A 24,648-nucleotide genomic window follows, 5' to 3' on the forward strand; every position below is an offset into this window, starting at 1 on the left:
TAATAACTTTTTCGTAGCTTTGAAATCCTTTCTAATTTTATACCATGTCTGAACAAAAACGTCTTTTTCTAGTCGATGCTTACGCCTTAATTTTTCGTGGCTATTATGCTTTTATAAAAAATCCAAGAATCAATTCCAAAGGCTTGGATACCTCTGCCATTATGGGTTTTATGAACTCCCTTTTAGATGTTATTAAGCGAGAACGACCAGATCATTTAGCTGTTTGTTTTGATAAAGGTGGCAGTGCAGACCGTGTTGAAATGTTTTCAGAATACAAAGCCAATCGTGATGCAACCCCTGAGGCCATTAAAATTGCTGTACCTTATATTCAAGATATTTTAAAAGCCATGCACATTCCTATTATGGTAAAAGAGGGTTTTGAAGCAGACGATGTTATTGGAACTCTGGCTAAAAAAGCAGAAATTGAAGGTTATAAAACTTTTATGGTAACACCAGATAAGGATTTTGCTCAATTGGTTTCGGAAAATATTTTTATGTACAGACCTAAATCTTTTGGCGGAGGCTACGAAGTTTGGGGTGTTCCAGAAGTACAAGATAAATTTGAAGTAGAGAGACCTGAACAAGTGATTGATTTTCTTGGTATGATGGGAGATTCCAGCGACAATATTCCGGGATTGCCAGGCGTTGGTGAAAAAACAGCCAAAAAGTTTATTAAAGCTTATGGCAGCATGGAGGGTTTATTGGAAAACACCCATGAGTTGAAAGGCAAGATGAAAGAGAATGTGGAAGCGTCCAAAGACTTAGGCATGCTTTCAAAAAAACTAGCAACTATTATGCTAGATGTTCCTGTGGAATTTAATGAAGCCGATTTTGAAATGTCTGAACCAGATATTGAAGCCGTTACCCATATTTTTCAGGAATTAGAGTTTAGACGTTTGATTGATAATTTCTTAAAGACTTTTCCTTCAGAAGCTGCCGTGGCATCCAATGGTTCGACGGAAACTTCAGGCGCAGACAAGCAAATAAAAGCCACTCCAAAAGAACAAGCATCCGCAGGTTTTGGACAATTCTCCTTATTTGGAGGCGATTCTTCATCTGAAACAACAACAGAACCAGTTTCAGAGTTTACAAGAAAAACGGCTGTAACCACGTCGCATTTCTATCAGAGTGTGGCACCAGGAATGGCAACCAAACTTTTCATTAAAAACTTAATGAACCAAAGCAGTGTTTGTTTTGATACGGAAACCACTAGTTTAAATTCGTTGGAAGCCGAGTTGGTTGGGATTGCTTTTTCATGGGAAATTGGAAAAGGATATTATATGCCTTTCCCAGAAGACAAAACCGAAGCGCAAGAACTTATTGAACAATTACGACCGTTTTTTGAAGCAGAAAACATTGAAAAAGTAGGTCAGAATTTAAAATACGACCTCAAAGTACTAAGAAAATATAACCTTAAAGTTGAAGGTAAATTATTTGACACCATGTTAGCACATTATCTTATTAATCCAGATATGCGACATAATATGGATGTGTTGGCAGAAACCTATTTGAATTACACACCTATTTCCATTACTGAACTCATTGGCAAGAAAGGGAAAAACCAACTTTCCATGAGAGATGTTTCGTTAGAAAAACAAACCGAATATGCAGTTGAAGATGCCGACATTACCTTACAATTAAAAGAACATTTCACCAAAGAACTAGGTGAAGCAAACACCCAAAAACTTTTTGATGAGATTGAAATTCCTTTGCTACGTGTACTAGCAGATATGGAATTGGAGGGCATCAATTTAGATTCTGAATTTTTAAATTCGCTTTCAGAACAGTTAGATAGTGATATAAAAACCTTAGAAAAAAATATTTATAAAGAAGCCGGTGAGGAATTCAATATTGCTTCCCCAAAACAATTGGGAGATATTTTATTCGATAAATTAAAACTGGTAGACAAACCCAAAAAGACCAAAACAGGTCAATATGCTACTTCCGAAGATATTTTATCTTACCTCGCTAAAGACCATGAAATTATTAAGCATATTTTGGAATATCGTGGTTTGGCAAAACTAAAAAGCACCTATATCGATGCACTTCCTCTTCAGGTAGAACCAACAACTGGGCGTGTGCATACAGATTATATGCAAACGGTTGCAGCTACAGGACGCTTGAGCAGCAACAATCCGAACTTGCAGAATATTCCTATTAGAACCGAGCGTGGCCGACAAGTTAGAAAAGCGTTTGTCCCAAGAAACGAAGATTACATTTTATTAGCTGCCGATTATTCTCAAATAGAATTACGCATTATTGCTGCTTTAAGTAAAGAAGAAACCATGATTGAAGCTTTTAATAATGGTGAAGACATTCATGCTTCCACAGCATCGAAAGTATTTAATGTGCCTTTAAATGAAGTTACTCGCGAACAAAGAAGCAACGCCAAAACCGTGAATTTTGGAATTATTTATGGCGTTTCGGCATTTGGACTGAGCAATCAAACCGACTTGTCCAGATCTGAAGCTAAAGAGTTGATTGACACCTATTACGAAACCTATCCGAAACTAAAAAGTTATATTGGTAAACAAGTCGATTTTGCACGCGATCATGGTTATGTGCAAACCGTTTTAGGACGTAGACGCTACTTAAAAGATATTAATTCTAGAAATGCTGTAGTTCGCGGAGCGGCAGAACGAAATGCTGTAAACGCACCTATTCAAGGAAGTGCTGCCGACATTATTAAAGTTGCCATGATTAACATTCATAACAAATTGGAAGCTGGAAATTTTAAAACCAAGATGCTTTTACAAGTACATGATGAATTGGTTTTTGACGTTTACAAATCTGAATTAGACACCATAAAACCTTTAATTAAATCTGAAATGGAATCGGCTTTCAAACTGGAAGTTCCTTTGCTTGTGGATTTAGACACTGGAGACAATTGGTTGGAGGCGCATTAATTTAAAGCTTGAGGATAAATTGAAGTTTCCTGTCCACGGCCAGCAAGAAATTAACATCTGAAATACTTCTATTAAAACTGCGATACATTTAAAAGAATTAACTTTTATTAGCATGTATGGCTAAGCTGTACCTTCATATTTCCTGTTTTGCTACCTCAAACAGAAGCGTAGGTAAATTCTCTTGAAATAGATTTGAATGTGCACTCATCGCATCTTAGACATCGCTCTATATATCCGCTCCATTATTTTTTAAACAATCCACTTTCTCTCCTATAATATTTCATTTTTCTATAAGAACGAACAATGAATACATTTACAAAGCCGCTGGTTTTCCACGTTATAATTGACTAAAAAACAAACAGGTAAGAGTTGAATCCCTCAAAATTAAACCATACGATCTACCCGCTTCTTCCTAGAGCACTTACAAGCCCTGAATCGAATGATAATATCGACAAATATGTCAGAAAACTTAAAGGTACTTAGGATTTATATTTAGGCTATAAAACAGCCTTTTTACATTTAATCAATTTCATTTTGTCTTCTTGGTAGGCCCATATATTCTTTCTTTATTTCCCAATTAATAACTAATAAATGCCGATTACTAACTCATATGCCCTAGATACTCAACGGCTATTGCTTTTGTTTTTCATTTAACCCACCTTCGCCTCACAGAGTAAGCACTGATGATTAACTAACCATAAATTTGAAACAACATACAATAATCCACTGTAGCGTAGTTCGGATTTTGGCTATTTATTTTTCAAACTTAAAGCAAAATAAATATAAAGACAAGTTTCAGTAACCTAGCTTGAGAAAAACAAGCAAAAAGGTCATGGAGTCCTACACCCCGTTAGCATGAATACAAGCGCTTAACCAATTATTATGATAAAAAACTTATTCAGTTGGATAGTCGTTTCATTGCTTATGACACAGTTTTTGCAAGCGCAGGATATTGGCACTTTAAAAGACCAAAAGCCGTTTACTTTTAATGGAAATATTGGAGGAGGTGCTAATGGCTATACCTCCAACGAAGAGTTTCCAACTCGAGATCCTTTTTCCTGGAATTTGTATGGTAATTTTACGCCTTCAGTATATGGCATTTCCCTTCCCTTCTCTTTTGCAATATCACAATTTTCTGAAAGTTATACCACGGCATTTACACAGTTTGGCATCAGTCCTTCTTATAAATGGATAAAACTACACCTTGGTTACCGGAACATTTCTTTTTCTCCTTTGGTGTTCGATGGACAAAGTTTTATGGGGACCGGCATAGAACTAACTCCTAAAAATTTATACTTCGGAGCTTTTTATGGTCGATTAAATAAGGCCATTAGTGAAGAGAATAACTCAGAACGTCCAATAGAACCACAATATAAACGTATCGGATATGGTGTAAAAGCAGGTATTGGTGGAGATCATACAAATTTTAGTTTACAATATTTTCATGCCAAGGATGATGAAAACTCTATAGAAAGAGCAAATGATAGTTTGACAACTGTATTACCTCAAGAAAACAGTGTTATGGGAACTTCATGGAAGTTTACATTAACTAAAGAACTATCCTTAACTGGAGATGCTGCCGTAAGTGTCCTAAGTCGAGACCTATCATATAATACCGTTGACAGCATTGGCAATAAACAGGTGCCCTCTTTTCTAAAAAAGCTTATTCCTATCAATTCCAGCTCGGTGATAAGTTGGTCAGGACAAGTCCAATTGGCCCTTATGTTGAATAATTTTAATGCCATTTTGGGGTATCGTCGCGTAGAACCCGATTTTAAATCATTAGGTGTGCCTTATGCCTTAGACGATATTGAAATGATTAGCGCCAACATAAATACCAGCTTTAATAAAGGAAAAATAAACCTCAACGCAGCTTTTAACAGTCAACATAATAATTTGCAAAACATGCTTAGTTCTCGATTAGTGACTCGTACGGGAAACCTTTCACTCAATACTTTCGTAAACCAGCATTTGAATATCAACATGAATATGACAGGTGTACGGATTTTACAGAAAGATGGTTTGTTAGAATTAAACGACTTACAACGATTGGATCAGACGATGATAACCGCTGTGCTAGCTCCATCATTAAACTTTTCGGATCTCGTACATCAACATACCATTAGCGGTAGTTTTACTTACACGAACCTAAACGATCAGAATCCCACTACTAAAGATCAAACCAACGGAAACAATGTATCTGCTTCCCTTAATTACGGTCTTTACTTTACCCAAAAATATTTTGATGTGAATTCCACCGTTCTGTACAGCGTTTATGAGCAGCAGAACAGTCAATACAAATCTTTAGGTTTTAATGTTGGCGGAAACGTACAATTGCTAAAAGCGCGCACTCTAAACTTACAAGGTAGCGTTGGATATTTTCTGAACAAAGCCTCAGACTCTGCTACAGGCAATAACTACACCTTTTCATTTAATGGTAGTTATCTGCTTTTCAATAGTCACTCTATTGGCATTTTTGCTAGCTACATGATTACACCGCCAGTAAACTTGAATCCACTAAATGACATAAATCACGTACCCTATGCCGTCAATAGTAAGATGTTGTCTGGCGGCATTACGTATGCTTATAATTTTTAAACTCATTTGACCATGAATCATATAGATAAATTATCAAGACTTTTAGTTGCCTTTGTTTTAATATTGGGCCTAACTCCCATTAATACTTATGCACAATATCCCATTCAAGTAAACACGAATGTACAGCAGCCGGTGCCTCCATATCTCCCACAGATTAAGGCAAATATTATGGGCAACAGAACAGGTCAACTGAATCAGGATATTAGTAGTCACCTAGCCGTTACTTTAGTTAATTCCGGTAACTCACAGAAGCGTGTCAAACTTTCTGGAACCATAGAGCGTTTATCTCCGGGACCTATGAGCATTACCTTAAGACCAGGTTACCAACCTTCCAATCCAGTCTTGATGAATCCGCAACAAATGATAAGGCTTAATCAACCCATGCTAGATGATGCTTTTGGAGGTTTTTCACAAAGTGATTTGATATTTAACAATACGAGTTTAAGCCAATTGAGTCAAGGAGGTTTTAATTATAAATTACCAGAAGGCACTTATCGTATTTGTGTTACGGCCTACGATTACGATAATCCAGGACAATCTGCTCCTCTCTCTGCCCCTGGAACAGGTTGTGCCGTCTTTATTATATGTTATAAGGCTGCAGCTCCGCAATTGATTATGCCTGTATCTACAATGATGCAATCCAATAGTGGTTTTCAGGATTTTACGCCTCATTCCTCTCAAATTCAATTTAGTTGGACCCCGCCTACCACTACTTGTGGCATGCCTCTTGGTGCTTTGAATTATGATTTAGAAATACGTAAAGTTTTTCCTGGACAAACCATAAGTGATGCGGTATACAACCCGCCAGTTTTCGACAAAAAAAACATACCTACCACCACTTTTATATTAGACACCTTGCGTTTTCCGAATGTGTTTAAGAATGGAGAGCGCTATACCCTACGAGTCAAAACCAATTTCAGGCCTATGCCAGGCAGTCCCTTGGAGATTGCCAATGATGGATATAGTCAGATAGCCGGATTAAATTATGTGCTTCCTAAAACTGAAGTCCTGCAACCCGCAGAACCCATAACTATACAGGAAAATGAAGACCCTAGTGAGTTTGCGACCAATCGGATTAACGGGCGTCTGTTATGGGCATTTAAAAAATCTGAAGTTGATTTCTCAAAAGAATCCGCTACCTCATATTCCTCTACAGCTCTAGCAGGAATGATCTCCAATACACAAATAACCTTGCCATCTATTGCCAATATAGCAACTACGCCTGTAGGTGTATATCTTGGTAATACAGCCATTCAATCGCAGAATTATGCCGCCTTGGCACAGACAGATCCTACATTGAATTTCTCTACGACCTTTAGTACCTTGGAAACTTATTTTCCACCTATGAATACCGTGGTCGCCTTACTACCAAATGAACCGGCCGAAAATGTTATTAGTACAAATGCGGCTTCCTCTTTGAGTTATAAATTCGAGAATTCTGGAAGTATTATGGCAGAAAAACGATTTCCTTTAAGCAATGTAACTGTTGTTTTAAAAGGAAAGAAGAAAGCAGCTTCTACATCGCAGTCACAAACAGCAACAACACCTTTTACCACCACCCCTGGATATATGCCATATACCATTCAAAACGACTTGCAGTACGCAGGATTACGCACGGTTAATGATTGGCCAGGACTTACAAATATTACATTGCCTAATATTTCTGGAAATGTTACAACCCAAGATAATTCTTACAGCTCAACAAATATCAATGATACATCTTTAAAAGTATTAGCGTCTGGAATTACGGATTCTGAAGGTAATTATACGCTGGATTTTATTCATCCAAGATTTTCAGGCTTTGATCAATATGAAGAACTTGTATTAACAGTTAGTGCTTCCGGATTTTACGATTACTCGTACAATATAGAAATGAGTGAAATAGATTCACTTCAAGATATCAATCTAGGAGAAAAAATACTTCTTGCAAATACCTACCGTTTTGCTGCAACCATAAATGCCCCATCTTTACAGGGAAGCGATGCCAACTTAGGTAAAACAAAAGTGCTTCTGTATCGCGAAGCTCAAGAAATAGAGGCAAATTCCTATTTACAACAAGAAGGTAACGTATCGCCTGAAGCCAAAGTAAGGAAAACCATCCAAGGAAAAGAATACCGATTGGTGGCTGTGGATAGCATAAGAAAAGGAGAGGCAAACGCACAGATATTTGACTTTGGTAAACTATTTTATCAAGGAAGTCTTCATGTGGTTGTAGAATCATCTGCCGAAAATTTAAAAAATTTACAAACAGATTTACGAGTAACTCCTCAAAACATTACAAAAAGCGATGTTATGCTAGTGAAAGCTGGTTATGATGCCGTTTTCACCGAGCCTGCTGTAAAAGGTCGTGTGGCCTTATATGCTGGAGAAAACACAGTATCTATAAAGGATGCCCTTGTAAAAGTAACTTATAATCCGGAGGATGTATTGTTTGGAGGACCACCACCACTTACAGATTCCGAAATAACAACCATAATAAATACTATTAGACCAGGACAAATAAATTTACCAGGACAAGGGGTTATAGATCCGTTAATTTATGGATCCATTCAAAGTCCTTTTGGAATTTCGTCTCCTGTAGAAGTAAGCGCTCCAGCTACATCTGGTACAGTTGGAATGGTTGGTAATATGGCAACAACACAATTCACTGTTATGCCAGCTATTTCCATTACAACTATTGCCACAATGCCCGCTAATATCGCAAATTTGATAATTCCTGAGCCGGTAGACAATGGTTATTATTCAACCAAGACCGATGAGTCGGGTAATTATTATATTGGAAACTTACCTACTCTGAAACCAAATGCCGAATTTACCATTCAATTGGTCTCAGTACCTCAAAAGTATAGTAATCTGGCTGTAAATCCCGAAAACAAAAAATTCAAGACCTCTATTTCTTCAGGTGTCATTGAATATAAAGAATTTAAAATAAGTGCTGAAGTAACGCCATTAGTAGGAAGAGTTGTAGATGCCGATGGGGAGCCATTGGCGGATGCCAAACTACATTTCGAAGGTAGCGATGCGTTTTTCGAGACTGGTAGCACAGGGGTTTTCCAAACAAGCTTCTATCCTGGAACCCATACTTTAATTGTTGAAAAACAAGGCTATGTAGAAAGACAAGGACAAGTCCATATTGAAGCAAATCATGTGAAGGTGGATTCGCCTTTAGTTTTAGAGTCTAGTACGGTGGAAACTTCAAATAATACTCAGGCGCCAACAAATAACGCACCTTTAAACAGTGGTAATGAAGTTGGCTTTTATCAAAGCATGTACCAAACATCTACCGTGCAAATGGCGATAGCTAATGGGAACTTAATGACACCTGCTTTATTTGGTCAAGCTACGGCTGGCATTAATCAAGTGGCAGTACCAGCTTCAGGATTTAACGCTATGTTAAACAACACCTTTACCAATACAGATTCTTATGCAGCAAGCACTCTGGATATGGGTGAAATAGGTTATCTAGACGTTAAAAGAGCTCGGGTAAAATTTATTGTAAAAGATGAAAGTGATGGGGATAAAGTACTTGATGGGGTAACCATCGGTCTTTTTGATACATCTGGAGTTACTGATGTAAGTGGTGAATGGTTATATGAAGGCTTTGGAGGACAAGTAGACGTGACACTTATTCCTCGAGAAGGTTCGGGATATCTTCCTTTAGAAGCATCAGTGGACCTTAGAGCCGATAATCAGCTTTTTGAAATGACTTTACTTTTGGAAAAAGGAGTCCGATTATATGGAACCGTAACGAGTAATAATACCGCTTTAGATAGTGTAAATATTTCTGTAGAAGGTAGAAAATACATAACAACATTATCAAAAGAAAACGGCGCTTATGAACTATATGTACCATCTGGAGAGCAAGAAATACGTGTGGCTAAAAGTGGTTATATGGTTCAAAAAGAAAACATCACGTTCCAAAAGAATACAGATGTTGAAAGAAACTTTAGTCTTGAAGATGGCGGCGGAAAAAATATCAGTCAGTTATTAGGTTTTGATATTGAATTAGAAAAAGCAGAGGCAGCAGCCGATGGAGCAGAAATATGGACAGGTAGTTTTGTGAATATTACACCGTATTTATCGGTTTTTGAACCAGACGGTCGCCTTTCTCTTCCCTTTGCAAATATTAAAGTCACCTTTGATGGAGACGGAAATGCTATTCCAGAAAACAATAAAGTTGTAACAGACAGAATGGCTTTACCACTTACGTTATTTGGTTATTTGCCTTTAAAATTTCAAAATGGAGGGCAGCAAATAGCTGTAATAAAAAATGCCAAAGGTTGGGGAAGTATCAGTGGTCAGTTGGAATTGGATGTGGATCGGATTTTGGGAGAATACAACATCACCTTTATAAAGGACCATTTACCAAAAATTATTACCAAAGATCAATCAACTCCTGGATCGGTTGAGATATTCTTAGGAGAAGGCGCTACAGGCATGCCAGGATTAGGAGCCGAAAACATGGAAAACATAGAAGGCGCAGTAACCAATGCAGCGCAGGGTGTAGTTAATGGTGTTTCTATACCGGATGGTGTAGATGATGCCGTGAATACCGCTCAAAACTATGTTGTAGATCTTGATAATCTGGAATTCCGATTAGCAGCAGAAGGAACACAACCTGTTAAGATTGAGTTATACGGGTTTACAGTGATACTGGATTTGGCTAAAACGACTGTTAGTCCAGATGGGCTTAAACTTGCCGGAGAAATTAAAACACCACAGTTTGGTCCTGTAAAATCTCTAGATCTAACATTAAAAACGCTAAAGTTAAACCGCACATTTGCAATAACAGAGATTGACATACCAACGGATGAGCTTCCAGAACTGGAAATAGGAGGATGGAAAGGCGCTTTAAGTTCGTTATTAATTAATGAAAGTGGATTAAAACTAGGTGGAGAAATCTCAGTAAAACTTCCGTATTCAGATTTGTCTTCCTTAGAGTTTTCTAATTTACGAATTACCAAAGATGGGGTTTATGGAGGTGAGTTTGAAGTGACTCAAAATGGTATCGACTTATTTGATGCTGCCTTAATAAAAGGCAATGGCGCCGACCTTAGTTTTGGACAAATTGGTAATAGTGGTGTTTATAGTTTATCTGGAGCTGTGGATATGCTGTTTAAAAAACTAATTTCCAAAGAGATTGAAATTCCACGCTTTCAAATTCAAACCGACGGAAACTTTTCTGTTCAAGCGCCTGTAAACTTCAGTTCAGACTTTGGTTTTGCTTCTTTTAATATAAACGATTTGGTTGTAAGTAATGCCACAGGTCAAATGCCTTATATTGAACTTTTGGGAGAACTTAATACCGAAATTCCTTTCCTTGACTTCAGTGCAAGTAATATTAAATTTCAAGCAACGGAAAGTGGTAGCGCTGAATTAATAATTGGCAAAATTGCTGCCAATCTCGATATTCCAGTAATTAATTGCGGATTAGAACTTGATCTAAGAGATAATGGTTTTGCAGGTGGCGGAAATTTAGAAATCCCTGGCACTTCTATAAGCGCAGATATTAATTTCCATTATTTCAAGGAAGCTAATGGTATAGATATGGGAGCCACATTTGTTGCTGGTGTGCCTATTCCTCTTGGTGCGGTAACCATAGCCAAAGTGGGAGGCGGTTTTGATTATAATACAGGAAATAATAAATTTAAAGTTACTATTACAGGAGAAGCCTCGATTACAGGTTTGTCGCAAGCTGTTAAATTGGCACCTATTAATCTTTCTGTAGAATCCGGACCAATAATCAAAGGAAATACGGAAGTTATCATAGGCGATAAGTTTGCATTAGCCAAATCTACTTTGGAATTAAATTTCCCTTCAAAATTATTTGTAGTTACTGTAGATGCCAAAATGAAGCCTATGGAAGGTTTGGGTGAAGCCCAGTTAAATGGGTTGATGCGTGTAAGTTGGAACAAGAACAATACCTATGCTTTTTTAGGGGTTAACACCCAAATTAAAGTAGCAGGGCTTCTAAATGCAAATGGACAGTTTGCAATAGGCGCCAATGTAAAAAATCCTAAACATGGCGATAATGATATTTCCCAATACTTTCGAAATATGGATGATGGTTTAGTTTCTACTAATTATGTTTTTTCTGGACTATATGCTTATGGCGGACTAGATATTGGGCCTCCTCGACCTAAAATTGGTGGCTCTTTCTGGATTGCGAGTTTTTCAGCAGATTACTATGCTCACGCAGATATATGCTTACTTTTCAACTTTGCACAAGGTGATTATTTATTAAGCTTTAACGGATCATTGAGTGCCTCAGCAAAAGCCTGTATTGACCTTTCTGTTTGGGAGGGTTGCATGTCTGCAGGTTTCGATGCTTGTTTTAGTTTAGCAGGAGGACGTACCCATCAAAAAGGATGGTTTTTCAAAGGAAATGTTGGAGCAGAACTAACCTTTAAGGTTGGAAGTTTAAATCCGAAGTGCAATGATTGGACAACAAGCTCTGGGTTCTGGTATTTAAATTTTGGAGCAAAAGGCTGTGTTAGTGCACATGCATCTATTGATTATGGTCAATCTTCTGGCCTAAAGCTCGATGGAGGTCTTGGTGGAAGTAATAGCGGCAATCTTTGTAGATAATTATAAAAAATAATCACATGAAAAATTATAAAAAATATTTTATCCAAATACTATTAGCATCATTTACTTTAACTCTAAGTATGGGTGCACATAGTCAGGAAAAACAAACCAAAATGTTGCTTCCCGGACCCGATGGAGTGCTTATGGCTATTGGTGAATTATTCAACTACAAACAGGAAAATAGAAAAAACAATTTACCTGCTCCTAATGAGATAATTACTATATATAAAAGTGGTTTAAAAGGGAAAAACGATCAAAAAATAGCCAGTATCTCGTTTCCTGCCTCTGGCGCTGAAATGGAAAAAGAATTGAGTCCGATGTTGAAAGCAGATATTCTAAAACAACTAAAAACAGATAATATGCAAAATGCATATGAGATTATAAGAGACTATGGAAGGGACACTTTAGGTATACTGATAATCTCACAAGAATTGCAGAAACATTTGGGCATCCTATATACGGATACCAACTGGAAACCAGGCGATCAGGTTACTTATCATTTTGATAGAACCAATGAATCGGGAACTCAAAAAAACATCTATTCCGAATCGTTGGATGGAAGCCTTCCTGAGTACTCAACCAAATTCAAACTTTCGAAGTATAACGTTTTTGAAGATAATGCATCTGCAGAATGGGAAGCTGAAGGGATTGAAAAGGAAGAAGTTCCTATGTATGCTCAACTCTATTCAAGAAAAAACAACGAAGAAAATTTCACTCTAAACGCACGCATTTTCACCAACCAAAAATCAACAAATAGTGCATCGGTTTATCATTCAGAAACGTTGGCTCCTAATGGTAATCTAGCTTGGTACATACGTACAATTGATGCAGCAGGAAACCTTGGAAAACCTTCAGACACCTTGTATGCTATAAATTTCGATAAGAATAAAATAGCACCCATTGAAAATCTACGCGTAACCGATACCTTAAATGGTTTGATGATGCATTGGGACCAGCTACCCTCTAAAGCTTATTACACAGCCATTCAAATATTAAAGTCCCGAAAATTGGGAGGAGATTATGTGGTTTTGGATACCATCCCTTCTTCAAAAAACACATTTATGGACAAGCAGGTTATTCCAGGCTCCGCCTATTTTTATAAGGTACGTCCATTATTATTCGACTTACCTGGAGTGCAACCTATGGTGTTTACTGAAGCGTCAGGATACAAAGGGGTTAGCGAAGATGTTTTACCTTCAACACCGCAAGGTTTACAAGCTGTTGTTAAAGAAAACCAGGTTGAGTTAACATGGATTCCCAATCCAGAACTAAATATTTTTGCTTATTACGTTTTAAGAGGCACGTCATTAAACAATTTGAAGGTTATTTCAGGACCGATTAAGCAACATTCTTATTCAGATAGCACATTTAGTAAATCCTATTCTGGTCAATATACCTACGCCATCCAAGTGTTAAATAATGGGCAGAAAATGAGTGATACCTCATCGGTTGTTTCTGTATCTCTTCGTCAGCCTATTGTATTACTTTCTCCTGGCGGCATTCAAGCTAAATATTTGCCAGATGGCGTGAGCTTAGAGTGGGAAAACACAAGAGTGAAAGATAATAGCATTATAGGTTATGTGCTATATCGAAGAGAAAAAGGCGAACAACAATACCAGTTGGCAAACAATAAACCGATTGAACTTCCTGCCTATTTAGATACAAACACAACATCAGGTAAAAATTATGAATATGCCGTAAGCTCTATAGATGCTTGGGGAAATCAAAGTATTCTTTCTCCTTTTGTAGGTGTTTCATCTAATACTAAAGAATATTTGAATCCTCCTGCTAATATTTCACTTAGAAACTTAAAAGCTGGGATAGAGATTTCATGGGCAAAACCTTATGATGCTGGTACACGACAATACGTTATTTACCGAAGCACCATAAATAAGGATCGTTTTGATAAAGTAGCAACCGTAAATCCATCTACACCTTATATTGACAAAAACGTTCAAGGAAACATCCTTTACAAATATGTTGTTTCCGTTAAGAGCGATGATACAGAAGGCCCTAAAAGTAGCGAACAGCTAATAAGAAGGCAATAAAATTGTAAAAGAGAGAATTATTTTGAAGTTTTAGTGTAGTCAAAGTCTGGGCTTCACCAGATACATTTCACTTAATTCTCTCTTTTATCTTTTTCAATTTTTGTGAGTTTTAGTAATAAGGGCTATCAACGACATCAGCACCCTCCAGCTGAAAATGAAAATATCCAAAAAAACGCCTACTAAAGCAATCACTCTTACATGGTCTTTAAAACTATTCTTAATTAAGGTTGTCTATTAAAAACAACAAAATTTCCCTAAATACATAGCTCAAGATCTTATTCAGATCAAGCATCTAGCTAAAAACCATTTGGAAAACAATCCATTTGCTTAAGGAATGCGATTTGTACATTAAACGCTATAATTAAAGTGAAAGCGGCAAAGATTATTTCAATTAATTAAATTATTTTCGCCTAAATCCTGAAAAAATCAAGATTTATATAATCCAAGCTATTAATTATTAAATTAAAATCACTAACCCACATGAAACAAACTTTACAATTTAACATTAAAAAAATATGTTTTGCATTTGCCTTGACATTTTGTTCACTTCAAATAAGTGCTCAAATAGTATGTGGAATGCCAGACATTACGCCAGAAGAAGCTAGAATTCTTCAAGAGGACCTTGAATTACTCAGGCGTGCAGACGTCTCTCCAACAGGCTTAATTACTGTGGCTTTTCAAGCACATATTGTAAGAACCAATGCTGGAACTGGCGGACCAAATGCTACGACCGTTATGAATAACATTATTGCCGCAAGAAACAAATACTTACCTTATGGTATTACACTAGATATATTACCAATTAACTATATAGATAACACCGATTTAATGGTGCTAGGTACTAGTGGCTCTCCTGGATCTGGTTATGTGGAAGGAGACAACATCCTGCAATTAAATAATGTGCCAAATGTGGTGAATGCTTATTTTGTAAACACAGCTTATGGATCTAGCGGAAATCCGGTTGGAGGTTATGCAAGATTCCCTTGGGCGTTACCAAATGACTATTTTGTTGTAGTAAATAATAGTGTTGCTGAAAATGGAGCAACTGTTGCTCATGAAATGGGCCATTATTTTGGACTATTGCATACGTTTGAAACTGCTTTTGCAGCAGAATTAGTAAATGGCTCCAATTGTTCTGCCGCAGGCGATTTACTATGCGATACGCCAGCTGATGGCTTTGGAACTTTCGGTGATGTCAATGGAAGTTCTTGTGCCTATAGTTCAGGTACAGATTCTAATGGAGATCCTTATGCTGCAGATGAAACACAGATTATGTCTTATAATCAACCTTTTTCATGTGTGTCCAATTTTTCTCCAGAAGCTGAATCCAGAATGCGATTTTATATGGGGAAAGACGATCCATCAAATACAAGAGCTTACTTATTCCAACCAACCATGGTATGTAATACTTATAATGCCGTATTAGGAGCTGGTGGTGATGTAACCATTACCGCAGCTAATATTGATGGAGGCACAACAGACCCTAATGGCGATACGTTGACGTTTTTGGTAAGCCCAGCCTTTTTCACCTGTTCGGATACCGGGGACCAAATAGTTACCTTAACTGCTACGGATCCTAATGGATTTTCAAATTCTTGCATCACTACAGTAACAGTATTAGATAATGTAGCACTTTCTGCCATCTGTGCAAGTCCTACAATTTCGTTGGACAACTCTGGATTAGCAACTATTACTCCGGCCAATATAGATGGAGGTTCTGCAGTAGGAAGCTGTGGTTTAGCTTCTGAATACATGACAAATGGTTTCACCAATGTCTCTTTAAGTTTAGCTAACGCTGCTCAGGTTTATGGCCCTGGTTATATGTTTGATGTGAAAGCAAAAGACCCTATAACAGTCAATTCTTTTAGTATTCGACCATTTAACACAGCAAATGTTGGTGGAAACGCAACATATGAGGTCTATTACAAATTAGGTTCGTGGTCTGGTTCTCAATTTAATGCTGCTTCATGGACCCTGCTAGCAAGTAGCACATTATCTGTAAGTGATTTTACTGTAACACCACTAAACCTTACACTAGGCATAGCAGTTGCTGGAGGAGAAACAGTTTCCTTTTACATCACCTCTACAGATGCTTCAGGCATGCTTTTCCAACAAGGTAATTTATCAGGTGCTTTATGGACAAGCAATTCCAATCTAGAAATATATGAGGGCGCATATAGTGCTTATCCATTTGCTGGAATTTCTTCTAATCCCTACATGTTTAATGGCCATATAGATTATAGTACGCCTCTTTTATTTGATGGAAATTTTGATTGCGCCGATATTGGATCACATACCATTACCTTAAATAGAAAGGACTATGCCGGTAACATTGAAAGTTGTGAATCTACAGTTACTATCGAGGACAATGAAAATCCAACAGTGTCCTGCTTAGCAGATTTTACTGTAAATAGCTCAGGGAATTTTACACTTCCGGATTATTACGTAGAAGGTTCTGTAACCGCTTTAGATAATTGCAGTGTAACCAGTGTTGTTCAAACACCTTCGCCAGGGACAAGTTTGGCACATGGTGTGCATGAAATTAGTTATTTGGTTACTGATGGTGTTGGAAACACAAATACCTGCATGTTTAATTTGGATGTGAATGACAATACTTTAAGTATGGCTTCCTATGAGTTAGATTTAAATAACATCTTATTAACACCTAACCCAACAACAGGCATCATTACTTTGTCTATTGATAATGAAGTGAAACTAATCTCTGCTCAATTAATAGATATAAACGGGCGAGTTTTAAAAACGGTTAATTTAGAACAGATGCAATCCAATAAAGATATTAACTTATCCCAATATGCTAGTGGTATTTATTTAATGCGAATTACTTCAGAAAAAGGAAGTATTACTAAACGAATAATCAAATACTAAAAGCCATTGATTTTTAAAAAGAGAGCAACATTTTAAGTTGCTCTCTTTTTTATAATTCTAATTTCAATAAAATCTTGCTCATTTAAAACTTACACTATTTTTAAGGCTCTATCCCAAATTCTGTACTTAATTTCTATACATAGTGTGTTTTCCCTTGTATATTTTCTAAACAAATATGGACTAATAACTCCTCCAGATACAACTCAAACATGATAATTATTTTATGAAATCTTATCTAAAGTTTTATCAACTTTATATATAAACAAAAACATAGAAGTCTTACTTTTAATTACCAGCTTCCTCCTCCTCCACCGCCAAATCCGCCACCAGAAGAACCTCCTCCCCCGGACGAACTGCTAGAGGGTGAACTTATCATTGTAGATTTAGCAGAAGAGATAGAACTTGAAAATGAATTGGAAAAATTATTCATGGTCATCGCTCCAGTTGTAGAGCTATACCAATTAGGTGGCTGCAAATTGAGTGCTTCAAACTTCTTGGCCCATTGATTAAACAAACCAAAGGCCAGGGCATAACTCATGGTGTTTTCGAAATAAGAAGGGCTTTCCTGCAAGAGCATTTTTAATTTGTTTTCTTCAGCAACTTTTATAAACTGTTTAAAACCTTTCAGATCGGAAAGCGCTCTATTTCCCTTGGCGTTTTTCTTTATTAAATGTACGCTCATTGTCAAAAGAAAAATACTAGTTGGAATGATAGCCAATGCTGCAAAAAGTCCCCAAGTAACAAGAAAAAGACCAAAAAGAAGCAAACCGATAATTACTATCCCAACCATAGTTCGTGTCTGCATTTTCTTTGCAATAGGGTCATAATAAATCTGAGCTTCATTCTTTAAAAGTTCTTTTGCTGAAGCCATTTTAATGTAAAAGGAATCTTTTAAGCTGCTTATCAACACTTCCTTTTCCATCAATTCCGAATCACTTCCGAAAAGTCCGTTAAATATTTCCTGTTCGTAAGTTGGCGCCTCTTTAGGCAATAGATTTAATCTGGTAAGTTTTGTATCCGACTTTCCAAACCAGCCTTTTTTAGGGATTTCCTCCATTTTTATAATGCCTCGAGAACCCCAATCTGGAATGAGTGAAATAAGATCTTCGGTATCCCCACTATCGTCTATTAAAAACCCAGCCATAGCAGGATCGATACCTTTTGGCGGAAAATAACTTATAGCTGCTACCGCCTTATCGTCTTTACCAAATTTATTCCAAATCCAATAAAAAGTAACGAGCATGACACCTAAAATTAAGGTCCAACCATAATCAGTCCAAAAAGACCAAAGCGGTTTAATTTCCTTTATAGAGTTTATTGGAAGATTCACCAAAACAGTGACGCTTTGCCCGGGGATCGAAAGAAAATCAGGACGACTTTTTGCCGTAAAAACACCATTTTGATAATTTATGTCAAACTCGGTGCTCATAACGGTTTCTCCACTGTCTCCGGAGTAAACAAAGAAATCGTCCAAAACTGTCTCTGTGTTTTCGGGAAGATGCACAGTGAAGTGCAAACCCTGAAAAACAGCGTTCCAACCCTGGGGTTTTATATTCCAATAAAACCTAATTTGTTCGTTTTCAAAAAGAAACGCATTATAAACCCGATATTTAATTTCATAATGTTGTGGTCCACTAACTGTGATATCCTTATCTCCTATTTTGATTTCGAGATTATCACTTATTTTTTGCACAAAATCAGGATCCGATTTAAACTTATGGCCAGGAACTTCAATCTTTCTAATTTTAATTTTACGATTTTCCTGATTTCCCTCGGCGGTCAATAAATCGTATTTCGTTTGAATGTCTCTATAAATTCCATGTTTTGGTGCCGTAAAATTAAGCTCGTAATTTTCAACCACATCAAAATAACCTTTTTCGCTAATGTATATATCAACGCTTGCGCTATTCACCTCAAAATCCTGCGAATATCCTTTTAGAAAAAACAGAATCGCAAAGATACATAGGGCATATCTCCTATTAACTAAAGAGTTGAAGATCGGGTTTCTTTCAGAATTCATATAAGCCATTTTAAAAAATCCAAATAGGCGTTATTCACTAACGTCTTAATTTACAAATCACCAGCTTAATTGAAGCTTACTTTTACATTTTCACGTTCAGCTTGATCGGCTTCAAAAAAGTCGAAATGCTGATACCCAAACACACCGGCAAACAAAACGCCAGGAAAGCTTTCACCATAGATGTTGTTTTCGCGAACGGTTCCATTGTAATAACGACGACTGCGCTCTAGATTTTCTTCAATTTCATTCAGCTTATTCTGTAAGTCCAAAAAGTTCGTGTTAGCCTTTAAATCTGGATAGGCTTCACTAAGAGCGAAAATGCTACGCAAGGTTTGTTGAAGTTGATTTTCGGCTTTTATTTGTCCATTTATATCGCCAGAAGGAACAGACATAGCTGTATTTCTTGCGGTGATAACAGCTTCAAATGTCGTTTTTTCGTGAGCAGCATACCCTTTTACGGTTTCCACAAGATTGGGAATAAGATCATATCGACGTTTTAAAGCGACATCAATATTGCTCCAAGCGTCTTTAACAACATTTTTGTTTTTTACAAAACGATTGAAAATGCTTATTAGTAAAAACGCTAGCACCACTACGATTCCAAAAAGAATTAGTACAATACTCATAATTTATTCAGTTTTTTTTCGTTAATTATTGAAATATATTAGGTTAAAATCTTCATTTTTTGATGACCTATTTGGTATAAAAATGAACAACTAAGATAATATATTTTATTCTTTACTGATGAGAAAATAGAATTTATGTGTCCTATCATCTATTGAACTATTAGTAAATACCTCTTAAAACGAGCAACCATGATGAAGAATATCAAAATACTATCGCTAATCGTTCTAAGTCTTCTCTCTTGTACTGATGACGAGGTTGTAAACGTACCTACAAATCCAGGTCAAAATTTGACCTATTTTTATGATCGAAAAGAAAACGAAAATCTACAAATTTATTCCTTCGATGGCGTACGGGAAACCAATCTAACAAATGATAATAACTACGATTATTGGTGGGTTAGAGTAAGTCCGGACAAAACAAGGTTTTTATGTTATAGATCGCCAAAAAACGCTGGTGTAAACTCGTACGCAACCGCCGAATTAATGATTTTTAACATAGACGGCAGTCATGGGCAAGTTATACTTCCACGTCATTCGTATGAATGGGAAATACAGGCCCACGCCAAATGGTCGCCAGATGGAACAAAAATTATGGGGATTGCAAAGTGTAAGGATCCAGAAATAAATGATATGGTTTCCAGAGGTCGTATTGTAGTTTTCAATACAGATGGAAGCGATCCTGTAATTGTTTCCAAATTTACTCATGAAGTTGCAGATCCAGCGTGGTCTCCTGATGGTACTAAAATGGTTTATGTTGGGCCATCGGACCTTAATGATGAAGGAAATCCTGAAAAGGCAGAAATCTATCAAGCCACATTAAACAGGGAAACGATGCGTCTGGAAAACCCCATCCGACTTACTTTTGATGATACCTACTGCTACGATCCTGCTTGGTCTCCAGACGGAGAATGGATTGCCTATAGCAAAGGGGCTTTTGTGAATTTAATTATTACGGTTAATCATGACATCTATAAATGTCGCCCAGACGGCACGGAAGACGTTTTAGTGCTTCATGATGGGAAAGTAAACGGTGTACCAAATTGGACCCCAGATGGCCAAAGATTGCTATTTCATGTCTTGGGATATTTTGACCCACCTCCATTCAGCCTTTTTAGTTGTAGTGCCAATGGTGGCGACAAACAACCCATTTTATCTAATCATGGAATTGAACGATCGACCGTAACAGCTGTTGCACTTTGAAATGAAAATTAGGTTTTATTTCCAAGTAATGGTTTCCATAATTTGCTTAATATCTTTTTCTAGATATTTTGCAGCTGGGTAAATGGAATCGTAATTAGGTTTGGTGTAAAAATATAAGGATCCTGTTAAAAAGTGTTTGATGCTATCGGTTACATAGAACTGGGATTGCGAGGCTGCATTACCACCAATTTCATATAACATACCGTAAACCTGTCTGTCCTCGTTAATATAAGGTTGCTCGATAATCTCATCGGCTTTTCTAGTATGTTCCTGAGTGAATTTCTGTGCATCGCGCAAAAAAGCCATTAAATTTTCTTGATTATTGTCGATGCTTTTATAGGTTAGATAAATAGATCCTTTTAGCCCCGAATATTGTAAGGTTACGCCGTAACTCTCAGTTGGTCCAGGCATGATTTTAGTTTCAACCTTACTAACTAAGTCGTTTTTCTTGAAAGTAAATGGAAGGTCTGCTTGAAGATATTTATAGCTTGCTTGAGGAAATTCCAATCTTAAATAAGCTTGAGGCTTTGGCACAGGATCTTGGCCACAAGACAGACATATTAAAAGAATACAGATAACTAAAAAACTATTTTTCATTTACTAAATATTATTACCAATAAGCATTCCATATCCAAAAGACTTATGGCAAGGTTACCTTAAGCCGTTTTATGCGTTTATTGTCTAAAGCTTCCACTGTAAACAAGTAGTTATCAAATGCTATTTTACTACCTGTTTTTGGGAAACCTCCAGAAATCTCCAAAACAAAACCAGCTAAGGTTTCGGCTTCTCCTTTTCCACTTTCAAAAAGCATTTCGTTCTCCAATCTAATAATTTTATAGAAATCCTTTAAGGGTGTTTTACCTTCAAATACATAATTTTTTTCGTCCAATATGGAATACACCAAATCTTCATCATCATATTCATCGCTAATATCGCCAACTATTTCCTCGATAATATCTTCCAACGAAATTAATCCAGAAGTCCCACCATATTCATCTACCACAACTGCAAGATGCACTTTTCTTTCTTGAAATGCCGCCATTAAGTCATCCAGCTTTTTATTTTCTGGAACAAAAAATGGTTCTCTTAATAAGGTTGTCCAATCAAATTGTTTTCTATCAATATAAGGCAAAAGGTCTTTAACATAAAGAATTCCTTTTATCTTATCTATGTTGTCTTCATATACAGGAATTCTAGAATAACCATGACTTATAACCTCTGGAATAATATCCATATATTTTTGATTGATATTTAAAGCAAAAATATCTATTCTAGGGCGCATGACCTGTTTGGTGTCGGTATTACCAAAAGACACAATTCCTTTCAGTATTTTTTGTTCTTCTCGTGTGGTATCCTGGTCGCTAGTTAATTCTAAGGCTTGAGAGAGTTGACCTACGCTTAAGTTGGATTTTTGTTTCCCCAATTTTCCATGGATTCCTAGGGTTATGCTGCGCATAGGCAAACTAATAGGTGAAAAAACAACATCTAAAACCCTTAACGGATAAGCCATTAGATTAGAAAATTTGATTTTATTTCTACTGGCATAAATTTTAGGTAAAATTTCGCCAAAAAGCAAAATTAGGAAGGTAATTATCACCACTTCCACAACAAATCTCAATATAGGGTTAAGAATGCCTACAAATAAAAAGTTGCCCATGTAGGCAAACAAGATCACAATTCCAATATTTATAAAATTATTGGCTACCAAGATAGTTGCCAGCAACTTTTTAGGCCTTTCCAATAAGCTGGAAATAATTTTAAATTTATTGGGATTATCCTTTAGTCCGTTTTCTATATCGGTTCTGTTTAAAGAAAAAAGAGCTACTTCTGCTCCAGAAATTAGTGCCGAGCACATAAGTAATATTATAAGCAATACAAAGCCAAAAACAATCGTAAAATCGATTGTTAACATGACTGCGTATAAACTCGTGGGTTCAGGGTCCAATGGTTATGTCTTTAATTATACAATAAATACTTAAAATGGAAGATCGTCTGGATCTTCTCTTTCTTGCTCTATTTGATTTTTGTTAGTGTCCGCAGGTTTTTGGGCTGGTTGATCGGCTCCTTGTTGACTTTCGCTTTCTTTTTTAGTGGTTAAAAAGGTAAAATCCGTACAATGAATTTCTGTAGAATATCTATCGTTACCCGAATCATCTTGCCATTTTCTGGTTTTTATTCTGCCTTCAATATACACCTTATCCCCTTTGGACAAGTATTTTTCGCAAATTTCCGCAGCTTTATTTCTTACTACAATATTATGCCATTCGGTATTGCTAATGCGTTCATTGGTTTGCTTGCTTACATAGGTTTCATTTGTTGCCAAAGGAAAACGTCCGACACAATTTCCGCCATCAAAATAATGCATTTTTACCTCATCTCCTAAGTGACCAATTAGCATCACTTTATTTAATGTTCCAGACATACTCTATTTATATGTTTATAAGCAGCAAAATTACGTAAATGCTTTTCATTTCCTTAAAATTAATAAAAAATTATGAGTTGGATTCATAAAGTATTAAAAATTGAAGGCTTCTATAAAGTTTTCAATTAAAACCGGGACAGCAAAATCTCTAATTTTCTCTATAGGAATTCCAGCATCAGGCAGTTGCTTAACGGTAATAACCCAAAATTTGGTATATAAGTGCTGATGCGATAATTTATGGATAATATTGGTTTCATTATATAAATACAACTTATAATCCAAGTCTTCTATAAGCGCATGATTTTCTAGTTCGATAAGAAAACTCTTTTCATCCTGGTCTTTTTTGGTTTCAATAAGGGGAAACTGATACAGGTTTTCCCAAATACCATTTCCTTCGCGTTTTTCAATTATGGTTTCACCAAAATCGGACACAAAAACCAAGAAATTGAAATACTTTTTGGCTGGCTTTTTAGCCTTTAATTTTACAGGTAAGCTAGCTACTGTGCCCTCCTTAAATGCAACGCAAGTGCTATTAAAAGGACAAACCGTGCAATCTGGACTTGATGGCGAACATTGGCTAGAGCCAAAATCCATTATGGCCTGGTTGTGCTCTGCAGGATTTTTTTTATCTAAAATATCTTGCGCCAAGGCTTTAAAGGTTTTAAATCCTGTTGTTGTATTAATTGGTGTGGCTATTCCAAAATATCTAGCTAGAAACCTATAGACATTCCCATCTAAAACAGCTGTGTTTTCGTTAAAACATATAGACGCAATGGCGCTTGCCGTATAATCTCCAATACCTTTTAATTTTAACAGCTCTTTATAAGTTTTAGGAAAAACACCATCTAATTCGGCTACAATGTATTTTGCCGTAGCATGTAAATTTCTGGCTCTAGAATAATAACCTAAACCTTGCCATAATTTTAAAATGGCGCTTTCGTTGGCATTTGCCAAGTGAAAAACAGTTGGATAATTGGACACAAAAGCCTCATAATAAGGCCATCCCTGTTTAATTTGAGTCTGTTGTAAAATTATTTCTGATAACCAGATATAATAAGGGTTTGTGGTGTTTCTCCAAGGGAAATCGCGCTTGTTATTTGAGTACCACGATATTAAAGTTTTTGTTATAGTCATTAATTATGTAACTTGAAAGCAAAAATAAAGGTTTATAACATTAAATTTAAATGAATTAGGTTTGAAATATTGAATTTTAAATTCCTATATTTGCATCCCTTTAAATAATTAATAGTAACTTAAATAGATTAAAAATGACTAAAGCTGATTTAGTAGCGAAAATTTCTGAAAAATTAGGAATCGAAAAAGGTGATGTTCAGGCAACTGTTGAAACATTTAT

General features: G+C 36.5%; 13 protein-coding genes. 7 read left to right on the forward strand and 6 right to left on the reverse strand.

The genetic code is table 11. From position 1 onward, the window contains the following. Positions 1-44 precede the first annotated feature (44 nt). The 5 genes from polA to VKY47_RS06035 all read left to right on the forward strand — a co-directional run bounded on the left by polA (position 45) and on the right by VKY47_RS06035 (position 17,026). A complete protein-coding gene (gene polA, locus VKY47_RS06015) occupies positions 45-2,906 on the forward strand; it encodes a DNA polymerase I (protein WP_324311215.1) in 2,862 nt (953 codons plus the stop codon). A gap of 882 nt (positions 2,907-3,788) precedes the next feature. Next, positions 3,789-5,504, forward strand: a complete 1,716-nt coding sequence (locus VKY47_RS06020) for a hypothetical protein (RefSeq protein ID WP_324311217.1) — start codon at positions 3,789-3,791, stop codon at positions 5,502-5,504. Positions 5,505-5,516: 12 nt separating this feature from the next. Then, on the forward strand, positions 5,517-12,092 hold the full coding sequence (locus VKY47_RS06025; protein ID WP_324311218.1) for a carboxypeptidase-like regulatory domain-containing protein: 6,576 nt from the start codon (positions 5,517-5,519) through the stop codon (positions 12,090-12,092). A gap of 17 nt (positions 12,093-12,109) precedes the next feature. Beyond that, positions 12,110-14,140 carry a fibronectin type III domain-containing protein gene (locus tag VKY47_RS06030; protein ID WP_324311221.1) on the forward strand — a complete coding sequence of 677 codons (2,031 nt, stop codon included), beginning with the start codon at positions 12,110-12,112 and terminating at the stop codon, positions 14,138-14,140. A gap of 480 nt (positions 14,141-14,620) precedes the next feature. Next, positions 14,621-17,026 (forward strand): T9SS type A sorting domain-containing protein, encoded by a 2,406-nt coding sequence (locus tag VKY47_RS06035; protein WP_324311223.1) that lies wholly within the window; start codon positions 14,621-14,623, stop codon positions 17,024-17,026. A gap of 289 nt (positions 17,027-17,315) precedes the next feature. Here the strand turns inward: VKY47_RS06035 and VKY47_RS06040 are convergent, their stop codons facing one another. After that, a complete protein-coding gene (locus VKY47_RS06040) occupies positions 17,316-19,046 on the reverse strand; it encodes a DUF2207 domain-containing protein (protein ID WP_324311225.1) in 1,731 nt (576 codons plus the stop codon). Between the two features lie 65 nt (positions 19,047-19,111). Continuing rightward, a complete protein-coding gene (locus tag VKY47_RS06045; protein WP_324311227.1) occupies positions 19,112-19,672 on the reverse strand; it encodes a LemA family protein in 561 nt (186 codons plus the stop codon). A gap of 189 nt (positions 19,673-19,861) precedes the next feature. Here VKY47_RS06045 and VKY47_RS06050 point away from each other — a divergent pair, with 189 nt between their 5' ends. Next, positions 19,862-20,872: a TolB family protein gene (locus tag VKY47_RS06050; RefSeq protein WP_324311228.1), complete on the forward strand. Its 1,011-nt coding sequence runs from the start codon at positions 19,862-19,864 to the stop codon at positions 20,870-20,872. 15 nt (positions 20,873-20,887) lie between these two features. Here VKY47_RS06050 and gldD read toward each other — a convergent pair whose 3' ends face one another. From gldD to mutY, 4 genes are all read right to left on the reverse strand, one after another. Next, on the reverse strand, positions 20,888-21,469 hold the full coding sequence (gene gldD / locus VKY47_RS06055) for a gliding motility lipoprotein GldD (protein ID WP_324311230.1): 582 nt from the start codon (positions 21,467-21,469) through the stop codon (positions 20,888-20,890). A 43-nt stretch (positions 21,470-21,512) separates the two neighbouring features. Next, positions 21,513-22,817, reverse strand: a complete 1,305-nt coding sequence (locus tag VKY47_RS06060) for a gliding motility-associated protein GldE (RefSeq protein ID WP_324311232.1) — start codon at positions 22,815-22,817, stop codon at positions 21,513-21,515. 30 nt (positions 22,818-22,847) lie between these two features. Beyond that, complete coding sequence (locus tag VKY47_RS06065) at positions 22,848-23,294, reverse strand: single-stranded DNA-binding protein (RefSeq protein ID WP_324311234.1); 447 nt, start codon at positions 23,292-23,294, stop codon at positions 22,848-22,850. A 93-nt stretch (positions 23,295-23,387) separates the two neighbouring features. Next, entirely contained in the window at positions 23,388-24,428 is a 1,041-nt protein-coding gene (gene mutY, locus VKY47_RS06070) for an A/G-specific adenine glycosylase (RefSeq protein ID WP_324311236.1), read from the reverse strand. Between the two features lie 134 nt (positions 24,429-24,562). Between mutY and VKY47_RS06075 the strand changes: the two genes are divergently transcribed. Next, positions 24,563-24,648: HU family DNA-binding protein (locus VKY47_RS06075; RefSeq protein ID WP_324311238.1), on the forward strand; the 86-nt coding region annotated here is incomplete at its 3' end.

The sequence above is a fragment of the Xanthomarina sp. genome (assembly GCF_035306705.1).
In the GTDB taxonomy this organism is placed as follows: Bacteria; Bacteroidota; Bacteroidia; order Flavobacteriales; family Flavobacteriaceae; genus Xanthomarina.